Origin of the sequence: Amycolatopsis sp. NPDC058340, from assembly GCF_042723975.1 — a bacterium.
Classification (GTDB): domain Bacteria; phylum Actinomycetota; class Actinomycetes; order Mycobacteriales; family Pseudonocardiaceae; genus Amycolatopsis.
Window position 1 is genome coordinate 88,716 of the sequence record NZ_JBHXIB010000021.1, and the last position, 26,279, is coordinate 114,994.

The following is a 26,279-nucleotide window of genomic DNA, read 5'->3' on the forward strand; positions in this document are numbered from 1 at the left end:
GGAGGACGGTTAGAACCGTCCTCACCACTCACGAGGCGTGTGGCTCAGCAGTTCTCCAGGAAGTGCCGCAGCACCCGCGTGCCGAACCGCAGTCCCTCCACCGGGACCCGCTCGTCGACACCGTGTGCCATCGCCCGGTACGGGAAGCCTTCCGGCAGCGACAGCGGCGCGAAGCCGTAGCAGTCGATCCCAAGGGGACTGAACGCCTTGGCGTCCGTTCCGCCGCCCATGCAGTACGGGACGACGACGGCTTCGGGGTCCTCCGAACGCAGAGCGTCCGCCATCGCGTCGAACCACGGTGAATCCACCGGAGCCTGGACCGGCGGCTGATGCGCGACGAACTCGCGGGTGACGCCTTCGCCGAGCATCGCGTCGATCTCGGCGAGCAGCTCCGGTTCGGCGCCGGGAAGGACGCGGACGTCCACCTGGGCCTTGGCCGAAGTCGGGATCACGTTCACCTTGTAGCCGGCGTCGAGCATGGTCGGCGTCGTGCTGTTGCGGACCGTCGGGACCACCAGCGCCCCGGCGGGCCCGAGCCGCGCGATCGTTCCGTCCACATCGGACAGATCGACCGGGACGCCGAGCGCTTCCCCGGTGCGTTCGAGGAAGGCCTGGACGGTCGGGGTCAGCTGGACGGGCCAGCGGTGCGAGGCGATCTTGCCGAGCGCCGTGACCAGCCGGGTGACCGCGTTCTCGTCGTTGGGCCGCGAGCCGTGTCCCGCGCGGCCCTTGGCCGTCAGGCGCAGATGCGCGGTGCCGCGCTCGGCCGTCGCCACCGGATAGAGCCGCACGTTCCGGCCGTCGGCGGCGGGGACGTGGTAGGTGTACCCGCCCGACTCGCTGATCGCGGCCGCGCAGCCGTCGAACAGGTCCCGGTGCGCCGCGGCGAGCCAGTGCGCGCCGTACTCGCCCTTGTCCTCCTCGTCGGCCACGAACGCCAGGACGATGTCCCGCCGCGGCCGGACGCCGGTGGCGAGGGCGGCGAGCACCATCGCGCAGAAGTCCTTCATGTCGACGGCACCGCGGCCCCAGAGGAACCCGTCTCGGACCTCGCCGGAGAACGGGTCCACCGACCAGTCGGCGGCGTCCGCCGGGACGACGTCGAGATGCCCCTGCACGAGCAGCGCGGGCAGGTTCGGGTCGGTGCCGGGGACCCGGGCGATCACGTTCGCCCGTCGGGGCGCGGACTCGATGATCTTCGAGCCGATCCCGAGCCCCGACAACAGCGATGCCACGTACTCGGCGGCCTCACGTTCGCCCTCGGAGTCGCCGTCGCCCCGGTTCGTGGTGTCGAACCGGATCAGCCGCGAACAGACTTCGACCACGTCGAGCTCAGCGTTGTTTCGGGAACCCGCGTCCGCGATCGTGTCGCCAGGGCGCGTGTTTTCGCTGTTCGGCACGTCATCGCTGATGGCGCCCTGCCGCCGCGATCGCGGGGCCTGTGGCCGGGCGGGTTCCGAGTTGGTATCGCGGCCGGGAAGCTCGCCCTGCGTTTCCAGCTCAGCCATAGATACCCTGCACCGCCCCGGCCGCGATCGCCGTGACGATCTTGAACGCCTTCATCGCTTCGGTCATGTCCGGCGCGTCGAAGCCGACCCGCCGCACGCCGATCTGTTCCACCGTCGGGATCACCGCCGCGGCCTGCGCGAGATGGCTCGCGTCGAACTCGACCTCGATCCGGTGGGGCGTGCTGTACCGCTCGACGCGGCCCGCCCGGTTCATCGCGTCCGCCGCCGCCGCCGACAGCAGTTCGGCCGTCCTGGCGGGCGGCAGGCAGATCGCGGCGTAGCGGCTGACGCACTCCTTCACCGTGACCAGCTCGGCTTCCGGCGCGTAGTCCTGGGCGTCGTCACAGGCCTTGTCGTCACCGGAGACGACCAGCACCGGGACCCCGTACTCGGCGGCCATCGCCGCGTTGAGCCTGCCTTCGCTGGCGGGGACGTCGTCGAGCCACACACCGGTGATCTGATTCTCCAGGTACGTGTGGGACAGGACGCCGTCGAAACCCGCGCCGGCGTGGTAGCCGAGGAAGACGACGCCGTCCACGCCGGTGTCGATCCCCTGCATCATCGAGAGCGGCTTGTGCCTGCCGGTGAGCATGCGCGCCCGGCCGTCGAGGTCTTCGAGCAACAGGTTCCGTTGCGAGGAATGCGCTTCGTTGACCAGCACGTCGGTGGCGCCGGAGTCGAACAGGCCCGCGATGGTGGCGTTGACGTCACCGGTGAACAAGCGGCGGAATCGTTGCCACTGCTCGGTACCGGGGATGACGTCGTCGGTCCAGGTGACGCCGGTGGCGCCCTCCATGTCCGCCGAGATCATGATGCGCATGCGGGGCACCCTAGCCGAGGCTCTTTGCCCTCGCCGCCGGGATCAGGGCCAGGAACCGGAACGCGGGTAGACCGCCCAAGCGCGCTCCCAGGCCGCCGCCCGCTGCCGGTCGAGCACCAGCCGGACGACCCGCTGCACCAGCACGAGCCCGGCGACCACCGCGAACCAGAGCCACAGGCCGACGAGCACGGAATCGAACACGGCCGTCGACGCGGTCCTCGGGGCGGTGGTGAGCTCACCGCGGGCGTCGATCCAGACCGGCACGGCCGATCCGGCGGGACTGCCCGGCGCCGCGAGGACACCGCCGGTGTGCCGGGCGCCGCGCGAGTCGGTCCAGGCCGCTTCGGTGGTGGCGGTGTCGGTCCCGACGCTCTCGCTGTCGACGACGCGGATGGGCGCCGCCTTCAGCAGGTACGCCGTGGCGGGTGTGCGGCCGGTCGAGTCGGCGGCGGCCGCGGCGACCTGCCTGCCGTGGTTGGCCGAGCCGACGGCGGCCGCGACCGGGATGGCGAGCAGCGCCGCGAGGATCACGAGCTTGAGGAGGAGGGCTTCGAACCGGTCGGAGCCACGAGCCAGCGAATTGTGACCAGGGAAGAGCCGTCGCCGGAAGCGGGCGATCGGACCACTGGACCCGTGCACGAGGAACCCCATTCCCTCAGACCGCGAAATACCTCCACCCTCGATTCTCGTTCACCGGGGCGCCGCTGTCGCGGTATGGGGACACAGACCACTCTGTGAACCCGTACACAACCTTTTATTCGTTTTGCCCGTCCGCGTTCTCCCGCTACCGTCTTCGGCATGGGGATTTTCTTCACTCTGTGATTCTCGCCTTCGACGCGGCCCTGGCGTAGAGCCTTCGCTCCGCCGGGTCGCGTCCTTCCTCGTCTGCTCTTCTTCCCCGCGAGAATCAGGAGGACGCCCCTGTGCGTACCCCGCATCGAAATCCCGGAACACAACTCGTGCTCTCCGGTGTCACCAAACGCTTCGACGACCACGTCGTGCTCGACCAGATCTCCTTCACCGTCAAACCGGGGGAGAAGGCCGGCGTCATCGGCGACAACGGTTCGGGCAAGTCCACCCTGCTGAGGCTGATCGCCGGTCGCGACCGGGCGGACAACGGCACCGTGACCGTCACCGCGCCCGGCGGCGTCGGTTATCTCCCGCAGACACTGGACCTGCCGGAAACCGCCACGGTCGGCGACGCGATCGACCTCGCGCTGGCCGACATCCGGGAGCTCGAATCCCGGCTGCGGACGGCCGAACAGTCACTCGAAACCGCCGAAGACCTGGCCGCGTACGGCGACCTCATGACCGAGTACGAAGCCCGCGGAGGTTACGAGGCCGACGCCAGGGTGGAGGTCGCCCTGCACGGGCTCGGGCAGCCGGGGCTCGATCGCGGCCGCCCGCTGGGCAGCCTGTCCGGCGGGCAGCTGTCCCGGCTGGCGCTCGCGGCCACCCTGGCCGCGTCGCCCGAACTGCTGTTGCTGGACGAGCCGACCAACGATCTCGACGACGACGCCGTCGCCTGGCTGGAGAACCACCTCCGCGCGCATCGCGGCCGGATCGTCGCGATCACCCACGACCGGATGTTCCTCAGCCGGGTCACGACGACCATCCTCGAGGTCGACGCCGACCGGAAGACGGTGCAGCGGCACGGCGACGGGTACTCGGGTTACCTCGCGGCGAAGGAGGCCGCGCGGGCTCGTTGGGTCCGGGAGTACGAGGAGTGGCGGCTGGAGAAGTCCCGCTACGAACGGATGGCGGACGTCAACATCGACCGGTTCTCGGCGATCCCGCGCAAGGCCCCGGCGGCCTTCAGCGGGGCGGGCGCGTTCCGGGCCCGCTCCCGGGCACACGGGGCGATGAGCCGGATCCGGTCGGCCCGCGAGCGGATCCAGCGGCTCGACGCTGACCCGGTCCCGCCTCCACCCGAACCGCTCCGGTTCACCGCGCGGATCGCCGCGGGGGAGACGGAGGCCGGTCGGTACGTGGTGAAAGCGAGCGAGGTGTCGGTCGACGGCCGTCTGCCGCGGACGTCGCTCAGCGTGCTGCCCGGTGAACGGGTCCTCGTGACCGGACCCAACGGGGCCGGCAAGACGACCTTGATGCGGGTGCTCGCCGGCGAGCTCGCGCCGTCGACGGGATCGGCGGAGCGGGCGGGCCGGATCGGCTTCCTGCACCAGAACGGCGGGCTCGCCGCCGACGCGCGGACCGTCCTGACGGTCTTCGCCGGGGACGGTGACGAGGACGAGGCGGCCGAGAGGTTGCTGTCGCTGGGCCTGTTCCGGGCGCCGGATCTGCGCAAGCCGGTCCGGGAGCTGTCCATCGGGCAGCGGCGCAGGCTGGAACTGGCCAGATTGGTGACGGCCAGAACCGACCTGCTGCTGCTCGACGAGCCGACCAACCACCTCTCCCCGGATCTCGTGGAGGAGATGGAGCAGGCGCTCGCGGAGTACTCCGGCGCGCTCGTGGTCGTCACCCACGACCGGCGGATGCGGCGGACGTTCGAAGGAAGGCGGCTCGAACTGGTCACTTCAGCGGCGTGAGCGGTCCGTCCACTTTCGCCGGATTGAGGCAGCTGTCCAGCCCGTCCACGAGCGAACAGAGTCCGGGCCCGCGCTCGAGCCGGTAGCCCTGCGGCACGCCACCCGCCGTCACCAGATCCTGGTACGCGGGAACGGCGTCCGTGGGGCGCCGGGTCAGCGCGGGATCGGTGAGGGCGTCCACTGTGTACAGTCCGAACCGGGCGCGGTAGCTGCCCCATTCGTAGTTGTCGGTGAGGCTCCAGTAGTTGTAGCCGATGAGGTTCATCCCGTCGGCTTTGGCTCGCTGGAGCCAGTACCCGGTGTCGCGAACGTGATCACCGCGCGTGTAGTCCGCGTCGCGGAGCGTCCCGTTGTCGGTCGCCATGCCGTTCTCGACGATGTAGAGGGGCATGCGCGGGAATCGGTTGTGGTAGCTGCGCAGCGCGTAGTAGATGCCTTCGGGCTGGAGCTTCACGTCCCAGAACTTGTCACTGGCGGCGGCGAACACGGTCCAGTTGTCGATGCTGAGACCGTAGTAGTAGTCGATGCCGATGAAGTCGAGCTTGTCCTTGACCTGGTCGAGGAAGAACCAGTCGGCCATCCCGTTGACGCCGGTGATGTAGGCCTGGTTGCTGGTGACCTTCGAGGTCGGGTCGAGTTCGTGGATGAGGTCGTAGGCCCGCCGGTGCGCCTGGACGACGTTGGACTGCGCCGCGAAGTACCGCGTGGCGTTCAGCGCGCCGACCTTCTGCTCGTTCCGGAGGAAGATGAGCGGCTCGTTGAACGTCACCCAAAGGACGTCCTGCCCGGCGTAGCGGCTGACGATCTTCCGGCTGAACTCCAGCCACGCGTCGGCCGTCCGGGTCTCGGCCCAGCCGCCCTGATCGAGCGCCCAGCCCGGGTACACCCAATGGTTGAGCGTGATCATCGGGGTCATGCCCGCGGCGCGGACCTGCCGGAACACGTCGTCGTAGAAGGCCAGTTCGGCTTCGTCCCAGCGGCCGGGTGAGGGTTCGACGCGAGCCCACTCGACACCGAAGCGGTAGGTGTTGACGCCGAGACCGGCCGCGAGGCGGATGTCGTCGGCGTAGCGGTGCCGGAAGTCCACGGAGTCGCGGTACTCGTCGACGCCGTCCTTGCCGGCGGAACGGTCCACGAACCGTTTCCAGTTGCTGTCCGGTGCGCTGCCCTCGGACTGGTAGCCCGACGACGCGACACCCCAGTAGAAGTCCCGGGACCAGTCGTCATCCTGCGATGCGGACGCGTTCACCGCCGAAAGTGTCGCGCATAGTGAGACGGCGACCACCGAGGACAACACCCGGCGTAACCTTCTCCGATGCTCCGGCCACTTCGTCGATCGTTCACCGTCGTCCGCCATCTTCCGGACGCTAACGTGAGTGAACGGCGTAAACAAGCGGCCGTCCGGGGACTTCGACGATGACGTTGGGGAGATGATCGACTTGACCGGCAGCACGGTCCGCCATGCCGTCTATCTGCCGCCTTTCGGCCCGTTCGGCGAGCCGGGCGTGCTCGTCGACCTCGCCGTGCGCGCCGAGGCGGCGGGCTGGGACGGGTTCTTCCTGTGGGACCACGTGGTCGCGGACACCATGCCCATCGCGGATCCGTGGACGACGCTCGGCGCCATCGCGCACGCGACCAGCAGGCTGCTGTTCGGTCCGATGATCACGCCGCCCGCCCGGCGGCGCCCGTGGGTGGTCGCGCGGCACGCGTCGACGGTCAGCCGCCTCTCCGGCGGCAGGCTGATCCTCGGCACCGGCCTGGGTTCGGACGAATCCGGTGACTTCAGCCGATTCGGTGAACAGACCGATCTGCTCACCCGGTCGGCGATGTTCGACGAAGGCCTCGACGTGATCCGTGCGATCTGGTCCGGCAGGCGGTTCGACCACGACGGCGCGCACTACCAGGTCGCGCTCGCCGAGGCTCCGCCAGAGCCGTTCCCGATCCCGATCTGGGTGGCGAGTTCCACCGACAACCCGCGCGTCGTCCGGCGGGCGGCGCTGTGCGACGGGATCTTCCCGAACCCGGAGGACCACACGCCGACCGCCGAGGAGATCGCGGAGACCCACCGCGCGCTCGGTCTCGCCGGGCTGGAACCGGGTCGTCCCTTCGATGTCGCGGTGGCGGGCAACGCGAGCCCGGCGTGGGAGGAGCCGATCAAGGTCGATCTGCCGTCGCTGGCGCAGGCCGGGATGACGTGGTGGATGGAGTCGCTGATGCACCTCGACCCGCTGGAGCTCTCGCAGAAGATCGTGGACGCCGGTCCGCCTCGGTGGTGAGGGGCCGCTCGGCCTCGTGAGTGGCAAGGACGGTTCTAACCGTCCTGAACACTCACGAGAACCATGCTTGTGTCCATAGTGGACGGATGCTCCGCCTTCCGCAGGATTCCGTTGCTCCGAACGACTTCATCGCCCTTGCGGTGCCGCTCGCCTTTGGTAGCGTCACCGCGGGCGTCCTGCGAACCAGTGACGCGAGGGGGAGGGGTCGAATGGTCGACGAGCCCGACGGGCATCACGCGATGCGGCTGGAAACCGGGGTCACGCTGATCAACGCGTTGACCGGCGAGCACGTCCACGGCAGGCCGAAACCCGCGCTCGGTGGCCCCGACCTCGTCCGCGTCGCCACCGAAGCACTCGGCAACGGGCAGATCGACCTGCTCACCGCGGAGCGGCTGCGGAATCTCGCGTCGCGGCTGCGGGAGATCATCGAATCGCTGTCCCGGCGGGAGCACGACGAGGCGGCGGGGCTGCTCAACCGGATGCTCGTCGACAGCAAGGCCCGCCCGTCCCTGCAACGCCACGGCGAACGGTCCTGGCATCTGCATTTCCACGGTCCCGACGCCGACCTCGTGCAGCAGTGGGCGGCCGGGCTCGCGGTGTCGGTGGCCGCGGCGTTCGGCGACCACATCCCGCATCGTGTCGGGCTGTGCGCGGCGCCGCGCTGCGATCAGGTGTACATCGACGCGAGCCAGGCGCAGATCAAGCGGTTCTGCGGGCTCGCCTGCCAGAACCGGGTGAAGGCCGCAGCGTACCGCGCCCGCCGGTCAGGATCGTGATCCGCGCGGCGTCGCGTCGACGTACCACTCGCGGTTGAACGCGAGGCCGAAGAGCGGCGCCGGAAGCCGGGTCACGACGCGCATCAGCGGCGCCAGCCTGCCGTTTCCCTTCACCTGTGAGGAATGGGCGGCGATCGCGGCCTGCTTCTGACGCGCGAAACGCCGGACGTCGAAGGTGTGCGTGATCTCGGAGCGTGCGCTGTAGGCGCGGAGAAGCGCGTCGACGTCGTAGCGGAACGGGATCCGCGCCAGCCGCACGATCCTCACCAGGCGAGCGACGACGTCGCGGGGGATCGTGGCCTCCAGCAGCCGGACGTCGCCGGCGAGTTCCGCTGCCCGCCTGCCGACTTCGTGCACCTTGACGTGGTCTCGGTGGCCGTAGCCGCCGTTGCGGTCGTAGCTCAGCAGCACGGACGCCTTCTCCGCCCGCAGGATCGCCACGAGCCGCGCCGCCGCTTCGTCGGTGCTTGCGCGCACGAACCGGACCCAGCCCGGCGGATCCGGGTAGAGGATCGCGCCGTGGCCACTGCCCGCGTAGCCGAGGTGGACGACTCGCTCGACGCCCAGCACCTTCGCGCTCGCTTCGAGCTCGGCCCGGCGCGCCACGTCCACGCCCTGCATGCCGATCGTGGCGACCACGAGGACGACCCGGTGGCCGTCCGCGGCGGCGCGCGCGAGGGTGCCGCCGGTCAGCAGCGCTTCGTCGTCGGGGTGGGCGTGGAAGGCCACGATCGTCGTCACGTTCCGAGCATGCCCGAGGTCGCCGGAACCGTCGGTGGTCGACTCTTGACCGTCCGTCGACCCTGTGGGTAATCTTCCCTTTACTTTCCAATAGTAAGGAAAGTTTCCTATTTAACTCCGCCGCCCTGACCGTCGGCGCGCCAACGTCGGTGCCGTCGACGCGAGAGGAGAAGCCGAATGCGCTGGGACAAGATCCGTCTCCGGGTGACGGCCGCACTGGCCGCCGGGCTGCTGGCCCCGGTCGCCGCCGCGAGCACCTCGATGGCGACCGAGACCGCGGCAGAACCCGCAACGCAGGCAGCCGCCGCGCTGCCGCCGGGCAGTCCGGCGGCGATCAACGGACAGCTGAAGGTCTGCGGCCTCCAGCTCTGCAACTCCGCGGGCAAGCCGATCCAGCTCCGGGGCATGAGCACCCACGGGATCCAGTGGTTCAGCCAGTGCGTGAAGACCGCTTCGCTCGACGCGCTGGCCAACGACTGGAAGGCCGACGTCCTCCGGATCTCGATGTACATCCAGGAAGGCGGCTACGAGACCAACCCGCGCAAGTTCACCGACATGGTGCACGGGTACATCGAAGAGGCCACCAAACGCGGGATGTACGCCCTGGTCGACTGGCACCAGCTCACCCCGGGTGACCCGAATGCGAACCTCAGCCGCGCCAAGACGTTCTTCACCGAGATCGCCCAGCGGCACAAGGACAAGACCAACATCATCTACGACATCGCCAACGAGCCCAACAACGTCAGCTGGGACCGCGTCCGCAGCTACGCGGAGCAGATGATCCCGGTCATCCGCTCCCAGGACTCCGACGGCGTGGTCCTGGTGGGCACGCACGGCTGGGGCTCGCTCGGCATCTCCGACGGCCGCAACGAGACCGACATCATCAACAACCCGGTGCGCGCCAGCAACTTCATGTACACGTTCCACTTCTACGCGGCGTCGCACAAAACCGAGTACTTCAACGCGCTGAGCCGCGCCGCGAGCAAGATCCCGCTGTTCGTGACCGAGTTCGGCACGCAGACCGCCAGCGGTGACGGCGGCAACGACTTCACCAACTCCCAGAAGTACCTCGACTTCCTGGCGTCGAAGAAGATCAGCTGGACCAACTGGAACTTCTCCGACGACAGCCGGTCGGGCGCGGTGTTCAAGCCGGGCACCTGCTCGGGCAGCTCGTTCACCGGCACGGCTCCGCTGAAGCCCGCCGGTGTCTGGATCCGGGACCGCATCCGCACCGCGGACAACTTCCCGACCTCCTGATCCCGGCAGCGCGTAGGTCAGGAAGGGTCGTTCAGGACGGAAACGTTCTGAACGACCCTTTCCTCACGGATCAGCCGAGCGGTTCGAAGTCCAGCGCGGCGAGGCGGTCCGGATCGGCGAGGATGTCGATCGCCGCGATCTTCCCGCCCACGACGGTGAACGCGAAGACCGTCGTCGGCACGCCGTCCTTGGTGATCACCATCCCGGCCGCGCCGTTGACCAGCGCGGGGCGCGGCACTCCGCCGTCGCCCGCCGACCGGAACATGAGCGCCTGGCTCGCGACCGTTGCCGCCCCGCGCACGAAACGCGAGGTCCCGGCCGGGGCCGCGCCGCCCTCGGCACGCAGGACGACGTCCGGGTCGAGCACCGAGACCAAGGCGTCGAAGTCGCCGCCCCGCGCGGCGGCGAAGAACGCGTCGACGACTTCCCGCTGACGGCTCAGGTCCGTGTCCGGGACCGTCGGCGAACCCTGCAGACGACGGCGCGCGCGGCTGGCGAGCTGCCGGGTCGCCGCGGAAGACCGCCCCACGATCGGTGCGATCTCGTCGAACGGCAGGGCGAACATGTCGTGCAGGACGAACGCGAGCCGCTCGGCGGGGTCGAGGGTGTCGAGCACGACGAGGAGTGCCAGCCCGACCGAATCCGCCAGCAGGGCCTGGTGTTCCGGGTCGATCCCGCCCTCACGGCCGATGATCGGGTCGGGGAGCTGGGCGCCCACCGGCTCTTCCGGCCGGGATTTGCGCGAGCGCAGCATGTCGAGACAGATCCGGCCGACGACGGTGGTCAGCCAGCCGCCGAGGTTGTCCACCTCGCCGGAGTCCGACCGGCTCAGCCGCAGCCAAGCCTCCTGCACGGCGTCGTCCGCCTCGCTCAGCGAACCGAGCATCCGGTACGCCACCGCCCTCAGATGCGTCCGGTGCCCTTCGAAGCGCCGCGCCAGCCAGTCGTGTTCGTCCACGGTCCCCATCCTTCATCGCTCAGTCGTAACCCTGACGCGTGGGGGAACGGAGATGTGACAGGCCTTCAGCCGCGGGTGGCCGCTTGGATCGCCGGGGTCCGCATCGCCTTCACCGCCGCGCCCACGTGCGAACCGAGCGTCAGGACCACGGCGATGGCGACGACGGCGAGGTAGACCCCGATCGTCTCGTCCGGCACCGGGCTCCCGGTCCTGGCGACGCTGTACGGGATCACGGTGACGACAGCGGAGAGCGAGCCGAGCAGGACGCCGACCGCCACCAGGACGGTGCCTTCGGTACCGACGAGCCGCAGGACCTGCGACGGTGTCGACCCGATGAGCCGTTGCTGCCCGAATTCGCGGCGTCGGCCGACGATCGCGGCCACGACGGTGTTCACCAGCATCACGGCGGCGAACAGCGCGATCATGCCGACGACGACGTAGTTCAGGGTCTCGATGCCGTTCGCGATCGTCGCGGGCGCGGTGCCCGCGGAGTTCTCGATGGCCTGCATGTAGAGCGTCCCGGTCGCGATGCCGGTGAACAGGATGATCGGCACCAGCACCCCGGCCAGCTGACGGCCGCGGACGCGAAGGTGCGCCGTCGTGAGACGACCACTGACGCCGGCCCGGCGCAGCGGCGCGGCCAGCACCGCGGCGATCGGGCCGAGCAACGCGGGGGAGAGGAGCGCGAAACCGATCGCGGAGAGGATCGCGCCCTGGCCACCGATCGCCATCAACGCGGGTTCCGCGCCGGTGAACACGGTCATCGTCAGCACTCCGCACCCGAGCCCGGCGGCGAGGACGACCACGGCGCCGATCACCCGGAGCCTGCCGGTCGGCCGGGTGTCGACCCCCGCCTCGCGAATCGCCTCCACGGCTCCGCGTCCGGTCACTTGCCGTGCGGCGACCGTCGCGGCGGCAAGCGCGGCGAGAAGGGTGATGCCGGTGCCCATGGACACCGCGATCGAGCCGAACCTTGCCTCCAGTCCTGCCGGTACGCGACCCGTGTCTCCGAGCAGCGTGACCAGCCAACGCCCGGCGAAGACCGACGGCACGACGGCCGTGGCCGCGGCGAGGACGGCGACGGTGGCCGCCTCGCCGACGATCATCCGGCCGATCTGTGACGGCGTCGCGCCGGCGCACTTCAGCAACGCCATCTCCGGGGCACGCTGCCGGATCAGGAGCGAGAGCGTCGAAAGCGTCGCGAACAGCACGATCACCAGGCCCCAGCCCCCGACGACGCTCGCCATGATCAGCAAGGTCTTCGCGGTCTCGGGATCGGCCGCCGTCCGAGTGTCCAAAAGGGACGCGAACGTCATGAGGATCGTGGCGCCGAAGAACATCGCGACGTAGCTCGCGACGAATCCGGTGGGTCGGCGGCGGAGCGACGAGAACGCCAGCTTGGTCGCGATCATGCGGAAGGTCCTCCCCAGGCTTTGCCGCCAGGTTAGGGAGCACGGACGGCGACGGACATGGGACAGGCCCCCGGGCGCGGGGTAGGGATGGCCCTACCGCCGCGGGTAGCCGCCGTCGACCTCCTTCACCGGTTTGTGCGGGAAGCGGCGTTCGGCGTATTCCTTCGCCGGCGACCCTTCCCGGACGTACAACGTCTCCACCTTGTCCTGCAAGGGTTTCACCACGGCGCCGAGGAAGCCGCGCCGGTCTTCGAGGTAAGGCCCGAGCACGTCTTCGCCCGCCGGGCAGACCGCCATGCAGTACGCGGCCTTGTAGTTCGGTTTGAACGCGAGGCTCTGCCACATCGACACGTTCTCCGAGTCGCTCACCCTGGACCGGAAGTCGGCGGCGTCCTCACTGTCGGCCACGGTCTGCGCCCAGTCGGTGAAGCCGCTCATGAACTCGCGGTAGTTGTGCGTCGAACAGGCGAGGAAGTCGAACTCGCCGGTCTTCGAGATCGCGCCGATCGGGCAGGCGGCGACGCACAGCTTGCACTCCAGGCAAGGGTTGTAGTCGAGCGCTTCGCCGTAGGTGGAGACCTCGGCGTCGACCAGCAGGGTCGCCAGCAGCACGAAGTTGCCGAATTTCGGGTGGATCACGTTGCGGTGCAGCCCCATGGCCCCGAGACCGGCCGCGACGGCGACCGTCTTGTGCGCGACGACCCAGATCCGGCCGGGGTAGTGCTCCATCTCCATCGGGAACGTCGCCGACGGGTTGATCGCGCGATACCCGGCGTCCTGCAGTGTCCGGACGATCGTGTGGCCTGCCTCGTTGATGATCTCGCCGGTGCGATGGAACTCCTGGTTGGCGACGCTGCGGGCGGGGGAGCGGACGTCGTCGCGGTTCATCCGCACCACGAGCGAAACCAGGGTTTTGGTACCGGGCAGCGCGCGCTCGACATGCTCGCGTTCGCCCGCCAGATCCGGGTGGTCGAGCGAGACGGCGGCCGCGTCGTCGGCGCCCGCGGCGAGGCAGATGTCCTTGAGCCAGGCGGCGTCGATCACCGGGGACGGTTTGTCCCGCGGTTTGGCGAGAACCGCCTGTACCGACGGATGATCCTTCAGTTTCCTGGGGAGCCGGCCGGTCACAACGCCTCCAGGATGGTCGCGTTGGCCTGACCGCCGCCTTCGCACATCGCCTGCAGGCCGTACCGGGCGCCGTGGTGGTGCAGCGCGTTGACCAGCGTGCCCATCAGCCGGGTCCCGCTCGCGCCGAGCGGATGGCCGAGCGCGATCGCGCCGCCGTGGACGTTCACCTTGGCCGGGTCGGCGCCGGTTTCCTGCTGCCACGCCAGCACGACACTGGCGAAGGCCTCGTTGATCTCGAACAGGTCGATGTCCGCCAGGCTCAGCCCCCCGCGCCGCAACACCTTCTCCGTCGCCGGGATGACGCCGGTGAGCATGAGCAGCGGGTCGGATCCGGTGACGGCGAAACTGTGCAGGCGGGCGCGCGGCCGGAGGCCCAGCCTCGCCGCGGTCTCGCTGGAGGTGATGAGCAAGGCGGAGGCGCCGTCGTTGATCGGGCTGCTGTTGCCCGCGGTCACCGACCAGTCGATCTGCGGGAAGCGCGCGGCGATAGCCGGATCCTGGAACGCCGGGCGCAACTTGGCGAGCGTTTCGAGATCGGTACCCGGCCGGATGGACTCGTCGGTGGACACCCGGCCCGACGGTGTCTCGATCGGCACGATCTGGCTCGCGAACCGCCCGAGTTCGTGTGCCCGCGCCGCCTTCCGGTGCGATGCCATCGCGAACTCGTCCATCGCCTGGCGGCTGAGCGACCACTTCGCGGCGATGAGTTCGGCACTGATCCCTTGGGGGACAAGACCTTCCGGATAGCGCTCCGCGACGCCGGGGCCGAGCGGATCGGTTCCCGGCAGCACGTTCGACCACATCGGGACCCGGCTCATGGACTCGACGCCGCAGGCGATGACGACGTCGTACGCGCCCGCCATCACGCCTTGCGCGGCGAAGTGCACGGCCTGCTGGCTGCTCCCGCATTGCCGGTCGACGGTGGTCGCGGGCACGCTTTCCGGCAGCCCGGCGGCGAGGGCCGCCCACCGCGTGACGTTCTGTGCCTGCTCGCCGACCTGGTCGACCGCGCCGCCGATGACGTCGTCGATCAGTTCGGGGTCGAGCCCGTTGCGTTCGACGAGTGCCCGCAACGTGTGGGCGAGCAGCTGGACCGGGTGGATCTCGTGCAGGGCGCCACCGGGTTTGCCCTTGCCGATCGGGGTGCGGACGGCGTCGACGATGACCGCGTCGTGCACGGCTTCCTCCAGTAGTGAGTTGGGATCTCCAACTCACTGTGGCACCGAGTGGGTTGGAAATCAAGACTCACTGGGTTTACGCTGGTCGCATGACCGAAGGGCCGAGGGACTGCTCGATCGCCAACGCGATGGAGGTGATCGGGGAGCGCTGGAGCCTGCTCGCGCTGCGTGAGGTGTTCTTCGGGGCGAGGCGGTTCGACCAGATCGTCCGCAACACCGGGGCGAGCCGGGACATCCTGACCGCGCGGCTGCGGAAGCTCGTCGAGACGGGAATCCTCGAGAAACGGCTCTACGAGGAGCATCCGCCGCGCTACGAGTACGTGCTCACCGAGGCGGGGCACGCGCTCAACCACGTGCTGCTGAACCTCATGGCGTGGGGCGACACGTATGTCACCGAGGGGCCGCCGCCGACGGTGTGGCGGCATTCCTGCGGTGAGGTGCTCGCGCCGGAGACCGTGTGCGCGCACTGCCACGAACCGGTGCGGGAGAAGGACATGACGCTGGTGCGGAGCACACGCCGCTCCTGACCGCCTCGTGAGTGGTAAGGACGGTTCTAACCGTCCTCGCCACTCACGAGGACTGGAGCTAGGAGTCGCCCTTCCATTCCCGCGCGATCATCCGCATGAGCGCCGGATAGATGATCAGGTACCGGAACGGCTTGATGAAGCCCATGTACAGCCGCCCGAACAGGCCGTTGGGTTTGACCAGCACCGCCATCTGACCGCGGTGTCCGCCCTGTCCGTCCTCGACCCAGGCGATGTGCAGGACGCCGTGCATGGTCCGGTTCGCCATCTCGGCGGCGAACTCGTCGTCGAGCCGGTAGAGCGGGGTGAACGGCAGCCAGTCCTCGTCCGGGCCGGTGGGTGTATCGCGGAGGTCCTGCGGCAGCTTGCCGCGCAGCGACCCCACCCGGGTGTCGAGGCCGGAACTCCGCTCGTCCAGTCCGAGGAGTGCGCCGAGTTTCCAGCGCAGCGCCCACAGCGCCCGGACGGGGAGCGGTGACCCGTCCGGGAAGTTCCCCGACGAGAACTGTTTCACCAGTTTGCCGAAGTCGTCCGGCCCGCCCGGTGTATCGAGCGCCCAGACGTCTTCGAGGTCGAAATCCCCGGCGATCTCGTGGATCCGCCAGGCGTGGGCGGTGTGGGCCGTTTCCGCGAGTTTCAACGTCGTAGTTCCTCCCAGTACTTCCGCCATCTGTACGGTAGCGTATATATCGTCCTCGTGGTGCCGGAGTGACGGGAGATACGGTGATCCCATGGCCGCCGAAACCCGGACCCCGCCGAGCGCCTGGATCGACGCGGGACTGACCGCGCTCGCCGCCGGAGGTCCCGACGCGGTCCGCGTCGAGGCGCTCGCGAAAGCCTTGGGCGTCACCAAAGGCGGCTTCTACGGCTATTTCGCCGATCGAGGCACGCTCTTGGAGGAAATGCTCGCCGCCTGGGAGCGGATGAGCACCGACCTGCTGTTCGAGAGCGTCGAGAGCGAAGGCGGCGACGCAAGGGCGAAGATCCGGCGCGCGGGGTTGCTCGCCGGCGAGCGTCTGTTGCCGATCGACCTCGCCATCCGGGATTGGGCTCGGCGCGACCCGGCGGTCGCCGAACGTCTACGGCGGGTCGACAACCAGCGGATGGACTACCTGCGGTCCCTCATGCGCGAGATCTTCAGCGACGAGGACGAGGTCGAGGCCCGCTGTCTGCTGGCGTTCTCTCTCCTGATCGGCAAGCACTTCATGGCCGCCGACCACGACGGCCGGAGCCGGGACGAAGTCACCGAGCTGGCCGGGGCGCTGCTTCTCGGCGGCGGGCCTGATCATGAAATCTGAGGCGGGCCAACGGCTCCTTGCTTTCCTGAGCGAGCTCAAGGCGGTGAAGATCGCGGAATCGACGTGGCGGCTCGACGGATCGATCTGGCGCGCGGTCGTGGACGTCGAACCGGGCCGCTGGCTACGGCTCGCGTTCGAGGCGCTGGACCCCATGACCGGCAAGCGTGCCACCTACGATATCGACACTGACCTGTACAACCTGGCGCATGATGAGCAGCGCGAGTTCGCCGAGGAGATCGAGCGCGACATCATCGAGTTCCTCGACAACCTGAACAAGGGAGCCATCGTGCGGGGAAACGATGGCTCGAAGTTCGTGCTCGTCTTTCCCTTGGACGGCGCCTACGTCCGCGTCGTCCAAGGCCGGTTCGCGGGAAGCTCGTCGACATTCCCGGACCTGACCGCGGCGCTGGCCGGCGGTGAGTACGTCCCCATCGAATGACCGGTTACTCGTCGTCGTCCTCGGGTGTGGTCGGGACCTGCTTGCGCGCCACGTAGACGAGCAGCCCGATGATCACCACGGGGCCGACGAAGATGAGGATCTCGTCCCAGCCGCCCTGGTGCATCATCACCACCCGCGCCGCGATGGTCATGAGCCGGAGACCAGCGCGATCCCGAGCGCGGTGTAGCCGATCATCAGCGCCAGCATCGGGTACTGGCCCACCTTGACGTAGTTCGCGCGCAGCACGCCGACGGAACGGTCATGTGCCGAGGTTACGGCCAGCACGTGCCCGGCGACGATTCCGGCGATCTGCACCAGCGCGATCACGCCGGTCGACACGACCGTGTAGTCGATCGCGCTGCCGAAGCCCTGCTGGCCCGAGAACACGGCGAACGAGAAGTAATGCGCCACCGTGTAGCCGACCATGATCGGGATCAGCGAAGGCGCGAACGCGGGATACGGGTCGAACCCTCGGCGCAGGTACGGCCTGGTCAGGCTGACCGCGCCCGCATAGGCGCCGTAAGTGAGCGCGATGCAGGCCGCGAGTCCGGCGGTGCCGACGAGGACACCGGCGTCGAGCGACGTCCAGAACGGGAGCCGGGTCAGGCCGTCGAACGCGGTCGAGCCGAGCACCACCAGCACCAGCGCGGTCAGCCACGGCGCGGGGGAGAGGGTGAGCAGACCGTCCAACGGATTCCGGATCACCAGACGCCCGTCGGCACGCCTGCCGAACGGGGAAAGGGCCGCGATCAAGCGCGCATAGACCTCGAAAGCGTCACCGCGGTCGAACCAGCGCGGACCGAACACCACGCCGAGCGCAATGTGTATAACGGCATATACGGTGCTGAAAAGAGCGATCGCCCGGGGCGAGTCCGAATGCGGGAACACCAGTTCCAACCACAAAAACGCCAGGAGACCGGCGATCGCGGGCAGATAGCCGAGCCGTTCCGGGAGCTCGCGAGGCCGGGACGGGATCAGCGACGCGACCGTCCTCAGTGGATTCAGCCGTCGCCAGACCGGGCCGAACAGGAGCGAAAGCGGAACCAGTCCGACCCAGAACCAGGCGTAGAACCAGGCGGGGGCCGGGTTGTCGGCCGAGCTGTCGGGCCCGGCCCACGCCATCGCCAGAAACCCCGCGAACAGCAGGACTCCGATCACGCGCGACGCGACGAGTGAGAACGCGCTGTCGGCGAACCGTTGCAGCGCGAGGGGGAGTGGGCGGCCGGCGTCGGCGCCGCGGAGTTTGGGCTCCTTCCAAAGCGCGGTGAGCGCGAAGAAGGAGACCAGGACGGCCGCCGCTCCCGCGTAGAGCGCGAGCCACAGCGGAACCGGCAGGTCGGACCGGCCGCCGAGACCGTGCGCCAGGATCATCCGCTCACCCGGAGCTTGGTCACCGCCGCGCCGCTCTTGTGCAGTTCCACCTCGAAGATGCCGTCGATGTTCGCGGTGAAGGAGACCGTTCCCGGAACGCCGGGGGCCAGCTGCGCAGCCTTGTCGTAGCCGTGGACGTGGAGTTCGTCCGGCTGGTCGGAGGTGACTTCGAGCGCGACGTTCTCGCCGGTGCGCACCGCGACCTCCTCGGGGCCCGCCGTGCGCTTGCCTTCGGTGATCGAGAACTTGACGGTCCGGGTGCCGGTGGCCGGTTCGGGACCGGTCGTTCCCGAGCAGCCGGTCACGGCCAGCAGCGCGGCGACGGTGATCCCGCAGATCCTCCGCATCGAGGTCCCTCCAAGTCGTACGCCCCGGCTTGCCCGCTCGGGACCTTGCGCCTATCGTGTTACCCCAAGGTAACAGTTACTCAGGTTAGCAGGAAGGCGAGAACGGTGTTCATGGCTCAGGAGAGCCCGCCTGCCGGCGGTGCGCAATTCGGGCAGATCGTCATCGCGGGCCTGATGTTCACGGCGGTCTTCCTGCCCTTGGCCCTCTTCGTGCTTCGCGAGCGCGCGGGGAAGCGGACGGTCTTCGGTCGCGTCGCGGACTGGATGGGTGAGCTCGCCGGTCTGCCGCGCTGGGCGGCGCTGCCGATGTTCGTCGCCTTCCTCTCCGGGATGTCGGCGCTGATCGGCGTCTACTGGGACGTGCCGATCCACATGGAGCTCGGCCGCGACGAAGGCCCGCTCGCGAACCCGTCGCACTATCCGATCTACTTCGGACTAATGGGCATCTTCGCGAGCGGTGTGCTCAGCGCGACCCTGGCGACGAAGGATCTGCCCAAGCGCACGTTCAAGATCGGCCCGCACTGGCGGGCGCCGATGGGATCCATCCAGATGATGGCGACCGGGCTGGTCGGCATCGCGGGTTTCCCGCTCGACGACGTCTGGCACCGCCTGTTCGGTCAGGACGTCACCGAGTGGGGGCCGACGCACGTCCTGATGATCGGCGGCGGTGTGTGCGTCGTGCTGGGTCTGCAGCTGCTGCTCGGCGAGGCACGTCAGGTCGGTGCGACCGGACCGGTGGTGCGCCTGCTCGGCCCGGTCCTCGCCGGCGCCTGGATGATGGGCGCTTCGGCGTTCCTCATGGAGTTCGATCTCGGCGTCCCGCAGTTCCCGATGCTGTCGCAGGTCGTGCTTGTCGGCCTGATCGGTGCCTGGACGCTGACCTACGGGCGGCTGTCCTGGGGCCCCGGTGGCGCGCTGATCGTCCTCGCGGTCTTCCTCGCCTCCCGTGCGTCGTTCGCCGTCATCCCACTGTTCGCCGACCTGCACGTGGCGTCGCTGCTGCCGTACGTCGCCGAAGCGGTGATCATCGAGGTCGTCGCCTTCGCGATGCGGAACCGGCAGGGCTACACGTTCGCCGCCGTCGCCGGTCTGCTCGTGGGGACGGCCGGGATGCTCGCCGAGGCGGCGTTCACCCAGTGGCTGATGCCGAACCCCTGGCCCACGGCGCATCTGCCGCTTTTCGTCCTGTTCGGGACCGGCGCGGCGCTCGCGGGCGCGTTCATCGGTGTCTGGCAATACCAGCGAGTGGAGGAGACGGCGACGCGGGTGCCCGCTCCCGGTCCCCGGCACGCGGTCGGGCTCGTCGGCGCGCTGGGCGCGGTCGCGCTGATGTCGGCGGTCGCCGTCCCGGCCGATCCGGAGCCGGGGTTCACCGCCGACGTCCGGCTGACCGAGGCCGCGACCGGGCTGCCGATCTCGAACCCGCACGGCGGCGGCACGCCTCGCTGGGTCGACGCGACCGTCACGATCTCGCGGCCCGACCTGGCCGACGACGCCGTGTGGCTCAACGGTTTCGCTTGGCAGGGCGGCGACTTCTACACCGCGCCGCTGGAGAAGATCGGCGACGGGGTCTACCGCACGGCCCAGCCGCTGCCGGTGTTCGGCCAGTGGAAGACCGGGATCCGCGTGCACGTCCCGAACCGCGTGATGGGGCTGGCCCCGATCTACGCGCCCGCCGACCCGGCCGCGAACGCGCCGTCGATCGACGCGACGTCCGGCACGCGCCCGTTCATGTCCGAGATCGAGTTCCTGCAACGAGAGCGGAAGTCGGAGACGCCCGCTGTGCTGTGGACGGTCGCGTACGTGACCGTCGGGCTGATCTTCGCCGGCATGTGGGCGCTGTTCGCGTGGCTCTACGCGGCCGCGGCCACCGCGCGTCGGCGAGAGGTCTCCGTCGGCTGACGCCCCGAGTTTCGTCCTCTGGATGCGGTACTTGCGTGTGCAACGACCGCATCCAGAGGACGAAACGCTTTGCTCGCACTTCGTCGCACGTATCGATTGGGCATCATCGCGCGCAAGACTTTTGCAAGCCCGCTTCCCTTGAATACCCAGGACACTGCACGTGTCGCCGTTGCGCGCGCCGAAATGGTGACACTGTGCGACGTCGGCGAGACGTAAAGTAGCTGTCGACCACGCGACGACATCCGCCGTGCACGATCGGTATTGGCGAGTCATTGCGCGGTTACCGCGACATGTGGTTACTTTTCCGCCTCGGGGGTTGGGTTACAGCGAGTTTCGATGGGGTGGTCTTCGTGCGCACAGAGCGTTTTCCGAGGCGACGACGTGGTCTTCGCGTGGTCGCCGTCCTCGCCGCTTCGGCGGTCGCGACGGTGCCTTTCGTGCCCGCCGCGGCGGCACAGCAGCAGGGCAAGGTCCTCCGGGTGGCGCTCACGACCGGCATCGACCACCTGAACCCCTTCACCGCCCAGCTGGCGGCGTCGACCCAGGTCGGCCGGTTCAACTACGAGTTCCTGACCCTGCCTTCGGCCGAGGACACCCAGCCCACCGGCGGGATCGCGGAGTCGTGGAAGACGTCGGACGACAAGCTCACCTGGACCTTCACCATCCGCCAGGGGATGAAGTGGTCCGACGGCAAGCCGATCACCGCGCAGGACCCCGCGTACACCTTCCAGCGGATGCTCGACGACGAGAACGCCCGCACCGCGAACGGCAGCTACGTCACCAACTTCGCCTCGGTGTCGGCGCCGGACGACAAGACGCTCGTCATCAAGACCAAGGCCCCGCAGTCGAGTATGACCTCGCTCGACGTCCCGATCGTGCCCAAGCACATCTGGGAGCCGATCAAGGACCTCAACGCCCCCTCGACCGACGACATGGCCGTGGTCGGTGTCGGCAGCGGGCCGTACCTGCTCACCGAGTACAAGAAGAACGAGTTCGTGAAATTCAAGGCGAACAAGGACTATTGGCGCGGCGCGCCCAAGGTCGACGAGCTGCAACTGCTGCAGTTCAAGGACGCCGAGGCCGCGGTCAACGCGTTGAAGCAGGGCGAGGTCGACGTCATCAACCGCCTCACGCCGACGCAGTTCGACGCGCTCAAGGGCGAGAAGAACATCACGACGAACAAGGCGCCGGGCCGCCGGTACAACGAGCTCATCATCAACTTCGGCGTCAAGAACGTCCTCGACCAGCCGATCGGTGACGGGAACCCGATCCTCAAGGACGTCCGCGTCCGCAAGGCGATCGCGCAGGCCGTCGACACCAACACCATCGTCGAAAAGGTGATGAACGGCTACGGCCAGCCCGGGACCGGCGTCGTGCCGGCGATCTACAAGGCCTACACCTGGACCCCGTCCGAGGCGGAGAAGACCAAGTTCGACATCGCGGCCGCGAACGCCACCCTCGACCAGGCCGGCTACGCCAAGGGCGCGGACGGCATCCGCGTCGCCCCTGGTGGCGCGAAGCTGGAGTTCCGCCTCGCCGGGCACGCCAACCGGCCCTTCGACCAGCGGGTGGCGCAGTTCCTGACCGGGTGGCTCAAGGACGTCGGCATCGGCGTCAAGCAGGAGCTTGTCTCCGACGACGAACTGGACGACCGCACCACCGCGGGCAACTACGACCTCGCGATCTCCGGCTACGGCACCTCGCCCGACCCGGATTACGCCCTGAGCCTGAACACCTGCGCCGGCCGCCCGAACGCGGAGGGCAACGGCGGCACCTCGGCGACGTTCTTCTGCGACCCGCGCTACGAAGACCTGTACAAGAAGCAGCTGACCGAGTTCGACCCGGCCAAGCGCGCCGAGCTCGTGAAGCAGGCGCAGGCGGTGCTGGCAGGTGAGTACGTCGACGTCGTCCTCGACTACGACAACGTGCTCGAGGCCTACCGGTCGGACAAGTTCTCCTCGTTCACCAAGCAGCCGCAGCCCGACGGCGCGATCCTCGAGCAGTCCGGCTACTGGGGCGTCTACGGCGCCACCCCGGCCGACGCGGCCGCGGCGAACAGCGAGGAAAGCAGCAACACCGGCTTGTGGATCGGCATCGGCGCGGTCGTGCTCGTGGTGCTCGTCGGCGGCGGCGTGCTGCTCGGGCGGCGCGGCAAGTCGGCTGATGACCGGGAGTAAAGGACCGCGTTGACCGAAGCACTCAGTTCCCTCGACCAGTCCTCGGCGCTCGTCGATCCCGCCGCGCGCCGGGGCGGGACCGGCACCGCCCGGTTCGTGCTCTCCAAGATCGGCGGCGCGCTGGCGAGTCTCGCGCTCGTCGTCGTGCTGGGGTTCTTCCTGTTCCGGACGCTGCCCGGTGATCCCGTGCGGTTCATGGTCCGCGACCGGCCGACCGATCCGAAGATGATGGCGGAGCTGCGCGCGCAGATGGGCGTGGACAAGCCGCTGCTGCAACAGTTCTGGGACTACGTCGTCGGCCTGCTTCAGGGCGACATGGGGGTCTCGTACCTGCAGCGGCGCCCGGTCTTCGACATGATCGGCGAGCGGTTGTGGCCGACGATCCTGCTCGTCGGCAGCGCGACGGTGCTCGCGGTCGCGCTCGGCCTCTGGCTCGGTATCCGCGCGGGCTGGCGGCGGGGGAGCGGATTCGACAAGGCCCAGACGGGACTCGCGCTGACCTTGTGGTCGGTCCCGCAGTTCTGGCTCGGGCTCATGCTGCTCGTGGCCACCGACGGGCTCTTTCCCAGCCGGGGCATGCACTCCCCGGACGTCGCGCCGGGGTTCTTCAGCGAAGGGCTCGACGTTCTCCACCATCTGGTGCTGCCGTGCGTGACCCTGCTGGTGGTGTTCTACGCGCAGTACATGCTGGTCATGCGGTCGTCCCTGATCGGCGAGATGAACTCGGACTACCTCACCACCGCACGGGCCAAGGGCCTGCGCGACGACCTGGTGCGCAAGCGGCACGCTGTGCCCAATGCCCTGCTGCCGACGGTGACGCTGGTCTTCATGCAGTTCGGCATGGTGGTCTCGGGCGCGGTCTCGGTCGAGGCCGTGTTCAGCTGGCCGGGGCTCGGGCAGCTGCTCTACGAAGCGCTCCGCGGACCTGATCTGCCTGTCCTGCAAGGAGTCTTCGTCACCCTCGCGGGCGCGGTGGTGCTGATGAACCTGCTCGCGGAGTTGCTCTACCGCGTGCTCGACCCCAGGGTGCGGACGGCATGACCACTGCGGAAAAACCCGGTTCGATCGTCTGGCGCCGCCGCCGCGAGGCAGTGGCGAAGCGCTGGCACGAGTTCACGACGAACAAGGCGGGCGTTTTCGGGCTCGCGTTCCTCGGCCTTCTCACCGTGCTGGCCATCCTCGCGCCGGTGATCTCGGACGAATCCGGTCTCGACGTCACGAAGGCCCATGGCGGTTCGCTGAACCCGCCCAGCGGGGAATTCTGGCTGGGCACCGACATCGATGGCCGCTCGGTGCTGCTGATGACGTTCTGGGGCGCGCGGATCTCCCTGCTCGTCGGGTTCTCGGCCGCCTTCCTCTCGGTGCTGATCGGCACGATCATCGGGATCGCCGCCGCACACTTCGGTGGCTGGCTGTCCGGACTGCTGCTGCGGTTCACCGACTTCTTCCTGGTGCTGCCGTCTCTCGTCCTCGCCGTGGCCTTGGCCTCGGTGCTGGAGCAGGGCGCGATGACGGTGATCGTCGCCATCGGCGTCACCGCCTGGCCGAGCACCGCGCGCCTGGTCCGTGCGCAGACGTTGACGATCGAAGGCCGTCCGTACATCGAGCGTGCGAAGGCGCTCGGTGGCGGCCACCTGCACATCGTCGGCAAGCACGTCCTGCCCGGTGTCATGCCGCTCGTGCTGGCCAACACCACACTCGTCGTGGGCAACGCGGTCATCGCGGATGCGACGCTGGCCTTCCTCGGTGTCGGCAATCCGAACACCGTCTCCTGGGGAGCCATGCTGCAGACCGCGCTGAACAACGGTGCGATCAGCAAGGGCGCCTGGTGGAACCTGCTGCCGCCAGGTGTCGCGATCGTCGTGGTCGTCCTCGCCTTCACTCTCGTCGGACGCGCGCTGGAGACCGTGCTGAACCCGCGCCTGAAGGGACAGCACTCATGAGCCCCTTGCTGGAACTGAAGAACCTCGGCGTCACGTACGCCACCGGTAGCGGCGAGGTCGCCGCAGTCCGGGGTGTCGACCTCGTGCTCGAACCCGGCGACACCCTCGGCGTCGCGGGGGAGTCGGGGTCGGGGAAGTCGACGGTCGCGATGAGCGTGCTGCGGCTGCTCCCGCGTTCGGCGAAGGTCAGCGGCGAGATCCTGCTGGACGGTGAAGACGTCACGGCCATGAAGTGGGGCAGGCTGCGCGCGGTGCGCTGGGCCGAGGCCTCGGTCGTGTTCCAGGGCGCGATGCACGCGCTCAACCCGGTGCGGAAGATCGGCGAGCAGATCGCGGAGCCGATCCGCCTGCATCCGCCCGGCGGCAAGGCGCTGTCGGACGGCGAGATCCAGGCCAAGGTCAAGGAACTGCTCGAACAGGTCGACCTGCCGCCCGGCCGGGCCGGGGCGTACCCGCACGAGCTGTCCGGCGGGCAGAAACAGCGCGTCATGATCGCGATGGCGCTGGCGTGTTCGCCGCGACTGATCATCGCGGACGAGCCGACGACCGCGCTCGACGTCGTCGTCCAGGCGCAGGTGCTCGACCTGCTGGGCAGGCTGGTCGCCGAACAGGGGATCGGGCTGATCATGATCAGCCATGACCTCTCGGTGCTCGCCGCGACCTGCCGCCGGATCGCGGTGATGTACGACGGCGAGATCGTCGAGGAACGGCCGAGCGCCGAGCTCATGAGCGCGCCACGGCACGAGCACAGCAAGGCGCTGGCGGCCGCGTTCCCGACCGTGGGCGATCCGGTGTCCCGGTTCGCGCCCGCGACCAGCACGCCGCTGCCACCGGAGCCGGAACGCAGCGCCGACCAGCCCGCGTTGCTCGAAGCCGAAGACCTGCGCGTCAGCTTCCGTGACCGCTCCGGCAAGCGGATCAACGCCGTCGCCGGAGTGAGTCTTCAGGTGCGGAAGGACGAGATCGTCGCGCTCGTCGGCCAGTCCGGCTCGGGCAAGACGACGCTGGCCCGGACGCTGCTCGGGCTGCAGAAACCGGATTCCGGCGCGGTGCGCTACGACGGCAAGCCGGTCCCTCTCGGCGGCGCCGGGCTGAAGGCGTACCGGCGGCAGGTGCAGCTCGTGCTGCAGGATCCGACGAGCGCGCTGAACCCGAACCACACGGTGTACGAGGCCGTCGCGGAGGGCCCGCGCATCCACGGAATGGGCGCGAACGAGCACGAGATCGTCGTCAAGGCACTCGAAGCGGCCGAACTGCGGCCCGCGGAGAAGTTCCTCGACCGGCTTCCGCACGAGCTGTCCGGGGGTCAGCGGCAGCGGGTGGTCATCGCGGGCGCGCTCGCGCTCGACCCCGGCGTGATCGTGGCGGACGAACCGGTGGCGTCGCTCGACGCGTCGGTGCGGGGGGAGATCCTCGCGCTGTTGCTGCGCCTGCGGCGTGAACTCGGTCTCGCCGGGCTCGTGATCACCCACGACCTCGGGCTGGCCTGGAACATCGCCGACCGGGTCGCCGTGATGTACCGAGGGGAGCTGGTGGAGGTCGGTACCGTGGAGGAGGTCCTGCTGGACCCGAAGCACGACTACACGAAGTCGCTGCTCGCCGCGTTGCCCGGCGGAACCGCGCGGGAAACCCCCATTGCCGCGCACTCGCACAGGCGCGGTGTGTAACCTCCAATCTC

The 26,279-nt window shown here is 69.0% G+C and carries 25 protein-coding genes; 12 read left to right on the forward strand and 13 right to left on the reverse strand.

All coding sequences use genetic code 11. The annotated features are described in order from the left end of the window. Window positions 1–44: 44 nt before the first annotated feature. The 3 genes from ACFWIW_RS23375 to ACFWIW_RS23385 are packed head-to-tail and all read right to left on the reverse strand — an operon-like array spanning window position 45 to window position 2,979. On the reverse strand, window positions 45–1,508 hold the full coding sequence (locus ACFWIW_RS23375; protein ID WP_378370372.1) for a M20/M25/M40 family metallo-hydrolase: 1,464 nt from the start codon (window positions 1,506–1,508) through the stop codon (window positions 45–47). Beyond that, on the reverse strand, window positions 1,501–2,328 hold the full coding sequence (locus tag ACFWIW_RS23380; RefSeq protein WP_378370373.1) for a M55 family metallopeptidase: 828 nt from the start codon (window positions 2,326–2,328) through the stop codon (window positions 1,501–1,503). The genes ACFWIW_RS23375 and ACFWIW_RS23380 overlap by 8 nt, the downstream gene beginning before the upstream one ends. 42 nt (window positions 2,329–2,370) lie before the next feature. Continuing rightward, window positions 2,371–2,979 (reverse strand): hypothetical protein, encoded by a 609-nt coding sequence (locus ACFWIW_RS23385; protein WP_378370374.1) that lies wholly within the window; start codon window positions 2,977–2,979, stop codon window positions 2,371–2,373. A gap of 272 nt (window positions 2,980–3,251) precedes the next feature. Here ACFWIW_RS23385 and abc-f point away from each other — a divergent pair, with 272 nt between their 5' ends. Next, window positions 3,252–4,874 (forward strand): ribosomal protection-like ABC-F family protein, encoded by a 1,623-nt coding sequence (gene abc-f, locus ACFWIW_RS23390; RefSeq protein ID WP_378370375.1) that lies wholly within the window; start codon window positions 3,252–3,254, stop codon window positions 4,872–4,874. Here the strand turns inward: abc-f and ACFWIW_RS23395 are convergent. Beyond that, window positions 4,858–6,123, reverse strand: a complete 1,266-nt coding sequence (locus ACFWIW_RS23395; protein ID WP_378370376.1) for a family 1 glycosylhydrolase — start codon at window positions 6,121–6,123, stop codon at window positions 4,858–4,860. The two genes, abc-f and ACFWIW_RS23395, sit on opposite strands and share 17 nt — an antisense overlap. A gap of 181 nt (window positions 6,124–6,304) precedes the next feature. Here ACFWIW_RS23395 and ACFWIW_RS23400 point away from each other — a divergent pair, with 181 nt between their 5' ends. Both ACFWIW_RS23400 and ACFWIW_RS23405 read left to right on the forward strand, forming a co-directional pair. Beyond that, complete coding sequence (locus ACFWIW_RS23400; RefSeq protein WP_378370377.1) at window positions 6,305–7,150, forward strand: LLM class flavin-dependent oxidoreductase; 846 nt, start codon at window positions 6,305–6,307, stop codon at window positions 7,148–7,150. Window positions 7,151–7,359: 209 nt separating this feature from the next. Further along, complete coding sequence (locus ACFWIW_RS23405) at window positions 7,360–7,926, forward strand: CGNR zinc finger domain-containing protein (RefSeq protein WP_378370378.1); 567 nt, start codon at window positions 7,360–7,362, stop codon at window positions 7,924–7,926. Here the strand turns inward: ACFWIW_RS23405 and ACFWIW_RS23410 are convergent. Further along, window positions 7,915–8,667: a PIG-L deacetylase family protein gene (locus ACFWIW_RS23410; RefSeq protein ID WP_378370379.1), complete on the reverse strand. Its 753-nt coding sequence runs from the start codon at window positions 8,665–8,667 to the stop codon at window positions 7,915–7,917. The two genes, ACFWIW_RS23405 and ACFWIW_RS23410, sit on opposite strands and share 12 nt — an antisense overlap. A gap of 177 nt (window positions 8,668–8,844) precedes the next feature. Here ACFWIW_RS23410 and ACFWIW_RS23415 point away from each other — a divergent pair, with 177 nt between their 5' ends. Then, complete coding sequence (locus ACFWIW_RS23415) at window positions 8,845–9,924, forward strand: glycoside hydrolase family 5 protein (protein WP_378370380.1); 1,080 nt, start codon at window positions 8,845–8,847, stop codon at window positions 9,922–9,924. Between the two features lie 70 nt (window positions 9,925–9,994). Here ACFWIW_RS23415 and sigJ read toward each other — a convergent pair whose 3' ends face one another. The 4 genes from sigJ to ACFWIW_RS23435 form a co-directional block, all read right to left on the reverse strand. After that, window positions 9,995–10,882 carry an RNA polymerase sigma factor SigJ gene (gene sigJ, locus ACFWIW_RS23420; protein WP_378370381.1) on the reverse strand — a complete coding sequence of 296 codons (888 nt, stop codon included), beginning with the start codon at window positions 10,880–10,882 and terminating at the stop codon, window positions 9,995–9,997. Between the two features lie 65 nt (window positions 10,883–10,947). After that, on the reverse strand, window positions 10,948–12,294 hold the full coding sequence (locus tag ACFWIW_RS23425) for an FtsX-like permease family protein (protein WP_378370382.1): 1,347 nt from the start codon (window positions 12,292–12,294) through the stop codon (window positions 10,948–10,950). A 93-nt stretch (window positions 12,295–12,387) separates the two neighbouring features. Continuing rightward, window positions 12,388–13,422 carry a (4Fe-4S)-binding protein gene (locus ACFWIW_RS23430; RefSeq protein ID WP_378370383.1) on the reverse strand — a complete coding sequence of 345 codons (1,035 nt, stop codon included), beginning with the start codon at window positions 13,420–13,422 and terminating at the stop codon, window positions 12,388–12,390. Then, the gene (locus ACFWIW_RS23435) at window positions 13,419–14,600 is read right to left on the reverse strand and encodes a thiolase family protein (RefSeq protein ID WP_378370384.1); all 1,182 of its coding nucleotides are present in this window, start codon (window positions 14,598–14,600) and stop codon (window positions 13,419–13,421) included. The genes ACFWIW_RS23430 and ACFWIW_RS23435 overlap by 4 nt, the downstream gene beginning before the upstream one ends. A gap of 89 nt (window positions 14,601–14,689) precedes the next feature. Between ACFWIW_RS23435 and ACFWIW_RS23440 the strand changes: the two genes are divergently transcribed. Beyond that, window positions 14,690–15,127, forward strand: a complete 438-nt coding sequence (locus ACFWIW_RS23440) for a helix-turn-helix domain-containing protein (protein ID WP_043848115.1) — start codon at window positions 14,690–14,692, stop codon at window positions 15,125–15,127. A 58-nt stretch (window positions 15,128–15,185) separates the two neighbouring features. On the opposite strand, the gene ACFWIW_RS23445 is transcribed toward ACFWIW_RS23440, so the two are convergent. After that, window positions 15,186–15,794, reverse strand: coding sequence for a DUF2867 domain-containing protein (locus ACFWIW_RS23445; RefSeq protein ID WP_378370385.1), 609 nt, complete (start codon window positions 15,792–15,794; stop codon window positions 15,186–15,188). A 61-nt stretch (window positions 15,795–15,855) separates the two neighbouring features. Here ACFWIW_RS23445 and ACFWIW_RS23450 point away from each other — a divergent pair, with 61 nt between their 5' ends. Further along, window positions 15,856–16,422, forward strand: a complete 567-nt coding sequence (locus ACFWIW_RS23450; RefSeq protein ID WP_378370386.1) for a TetR/AcrR family transcriptional regulator — start codon at window positions 15,856–15,858, stop codon at window positions 16,420–16,422. Next, window positions 16,412–16,861: a hypothetical protein gene (locus tag ACFWIW_RS23455; RefSeq protein ID WP_378370387.1), complete on the forward strand. Its 450-nt coding sequence runs from the start codon at window positions 16,412–16,414 to the stop codon at window positions 16,859–16,861. The genes ACFWIW_RS23450 and ACFWIW_RS23455 overlap by 11 nt, the downstream gene beginning before the upstream one ends. 4 nt (window positions 16,862–16,865) lie before the next feature. On the opposite strand, the gene ACFWIW_RS23460 is transcribed toward ACFWIW_RS23455, so the two are convergent. The 3 genes from ACFWIW_RS23460 to ACFWIW_RS23470 are packed head-to-tail and all read right to left on the reverse strand — an operon-like array spanning window position 16,866 to window position 18,579. Further along, window positions 16,866–17,012 (reverse strand): hypothetical protein, encoded by a 147-nt coding sequence (locus tag ACFWIW_RS23460; RefSeq protein WP_378370388.1) that lies wholly within the window; start codon window positions 17,010–17,012, stop codon window positions 16,866–16,868. Next, window positions 17,009–18,232 (reverse strand): hypothetical protein, encoded by a 1,224-nt coding sequence (locus ACFWIW_RS23465; protein ID WP_378370389.1) that lies wholly within the window; start codon window positions 18,230–18,232, stop codon window positions 17,009–17,011. Before ACFWIW_RS23465 ends, ACFWIW_RS23460 begins: the two co-directional genes overlap by 4 nt. Beyond that, window positions 18,229–18,579, reverse strand: coding sequence for a hypothetical protein (locus ACFWIW_RS23470; RefSeq protein WP_378370390.1), 351 nt, complete (start codon window positions 18,577–18,579; stop codon window positions 18,229–18,231). Before ACFWIW_RS23470 ends, ACFWIW_RS23465 begins: the two co-directional genes overlap by 4 nt. A gap of 111 nt (window positions 18,580–18,690) precedes the next feature. On the opposite strand from ACFWIW_RS23470, the gene ACFWIW_RS23475 reads away from it, so the two are divergent. The 5 genes from ACFWIW_RS23475 to nikE all read left to right on the forward strand — a co-directional run bounded on the left by ACFWIW_RS23475 (window position 18,691) and on the right by nikE (window position 26,268). Beyond that, complete coding sequence (locus ACFWIW_RS23475) at window positions 18,691–20,481, forward strand: hypothetical protein (protein ID WP_378370391.1); 1,791 nt, start codon at window positions 18,691–18,693, stop codon at window positions 20,479–20,481. A 392-nt stretch (window positions 20,482–20,873) separates the two neighbouring features. After that, window positions 20,874–22,658: an ABC transporter substrate-binding protein gene (locus ACFWIW_RS23480; protein ID WP_378370392.1), complete on the forward strand. Its 1,785-nt coding sequence runs from the start codon at window positions 20,874–20,876 to the stop codon at window positions 22,656–22,658. Window positions 22,659–22,667: 9 nt separating this feature from the next. Further along, window positions 22,668–23,699 carry an ABC transporter permease gene (locus ACFWIW_RS23485; protein WP_378370393.1) on the forward strand — a complete coding sequence of 344 codons (1,032 nt, stop codon included), beginning with the start codon at window positions 22,668–22,670 and terminating at the stop codon, window positions 23,697–23,699. Beyond that, window positions 23,696–24,601 (forward strand): ABC transporter permease, encoded by a 906-nt coding sequence (locus tag ACFWIW_RS23490; RefSeq protein WP_378370394.1) that lies wholly within the window; start codon window positions 23,696–23,698, stop codon window positions 24,599–24,601. Before ACFWIW_RS23485 ends, ACFWIW_RS23490 begins: the two co-directional genes overlap by 4 nt. Next, the gene (gene nikE, locus ACFWIW_RS23495; protein WP_378370395.1) at window positions 24,598–26,268 is read left to right on the forward strand and encodes a nickel ABC transporter ATP-binding protein NikE; all 1,671 of its coding nucleotides are present in this window, start codon (window positions 24,598–24,600) and stop codon (window positions 26,266–26,268) included. The genes ACFWIW_RS23490 and nikE overlap by 4 nt, the downstream gene beginning before the upstream one ends. The last annotated feature ends 11 nt before the right edge of the window (window positions 26,269–26,279 follow it).

Excerpts from the sequence above, each read along its gene's own strand:
- ACFWIW_RS23375 (WP_378370372.1), bottom strand. The coding sequence starts at position 1,508 with ATGGCTGAGCTGGAAACGCAGGGCGAGCTTCCCGGCCGCGATACCAAC.
- ACFWIW_RS23380 (WP_378370373.1), bottom strand. The coding sequence starts at position 2,328 with ATGCGCATCATGATCTCGGCGGACATGGAGGGCGCCACCGGCGTCACC.
- ACFWIW_RS23385 (WP_378370374.1), bottom strand. The coding sequence starts at position 2,979 with ATGGGGTTCCTCGTGCACGGGTCCAGTGGTCCGATCGCCCGCTTCCGG.
- ACFWIW_RS23400 (WP_378370377.1), top strand. The coding sequence starts at position 6,305 with ATGATCGACTTGACCGGCAGCACGGTCCGCCATGCCGTCTATCTGCCG.
- ACFWIW_RS23405 (WP_378370378.1), top strand. The coding sequence starts at position 7,360 with ATGGTCGACGAGCCCGACGGGCATCACGCGATGCGGCTGGAAACCGGG.
- ACFWIW_RS23415 (WP_378370380.1), top strand. The coding sequence starts at position 8,845 with ATGCGCTGGGACAAGATCCGTCTCCGGGTGACGGCCGCACTGGCCGCC.
- ACFWIW_RS23425 (WP_378370382.1), bottom strand. The coding sequence starts at position 12,294 with ATGATCGCGACCAAGCTGGCGTTCTCGTCGCTCCGCCGCCGACCCACC.
- ACFWIW_RS23440 (WP_043848115.1), top strand. The coding sequence starts at position 14,690 with ATGACCGAAGGGCCGAGGGACTGCTCGATCGCCAACGCGATGGAGGTG.
- ACFWIW_RS23445 (WP_378370385.1), bottom strand. The coding sequence starts at position 15,794 with ATGGCGGAAGTACTGGGAGGAACTACGACGTTGAAACTCGCGGAAACG.
- ACFWIW_RS23450 (WP_378370386.1), top strand. The coding sequence starts at position 15,856 with ATGGCCGCCGAAACCCGGACCCCGCCGAGCGCCTGGATCGACGCGGGA.
- ACFWIW_RS23455 (WP_378370387.1), top strand. The coding sequence starts at position 16,412 with ATGAAATCTGAGGCGGGCCAACGGCTCCTTGCTTTCCTGAGCGAGCTC.
- ACFWIW_RS23460 (WP_378370388.1), bottom strand. The coding sequence starts at position 17,012 with ATGACCATCGCGGCGCGGGTGGTGATGATGCACCAGGGCGGCTGGGAC.
- ACFWIW_RS23465 (WP_378370389.1), bottom strand. The coding sequence starts at position 18,232 with ATGATCCTGGCGCACGGTCTCGGCGGCCGGTCCGACCTGCCGGTTCCG.
- ACFWIW_RS23470 (WP_378370390.1), bottom strand. The coding sequence starts at position 18,579 with ATGCGGAGGATCTGCGGGATCACCGTCGCCGCGCTGCTGGCCGTGACC.
- ACFWIW_RS23475 (WP_378370391.1), top strand. The coding sequence starts at position 18,691 with ATGGCTCAGGAGAGCCCGCCTGCCGGCGGTGCGCAATTCGGGCAGATC.
- ACFWIW_RS23490 (WP_378370394.1), top strand. The coding sequence starts at position 23,696 with ATGACCACTGCGGAAAAACCCGGTTCGATCGTCTGGCGCCGCCGCCGC.
- nikE (WP_378370395.1), top strand. The coding sequence starts at position 24,598 with ATGAGCCCCTTGCTGGAACTGAAGAACCTCGGCGTCACGTACGCCACC.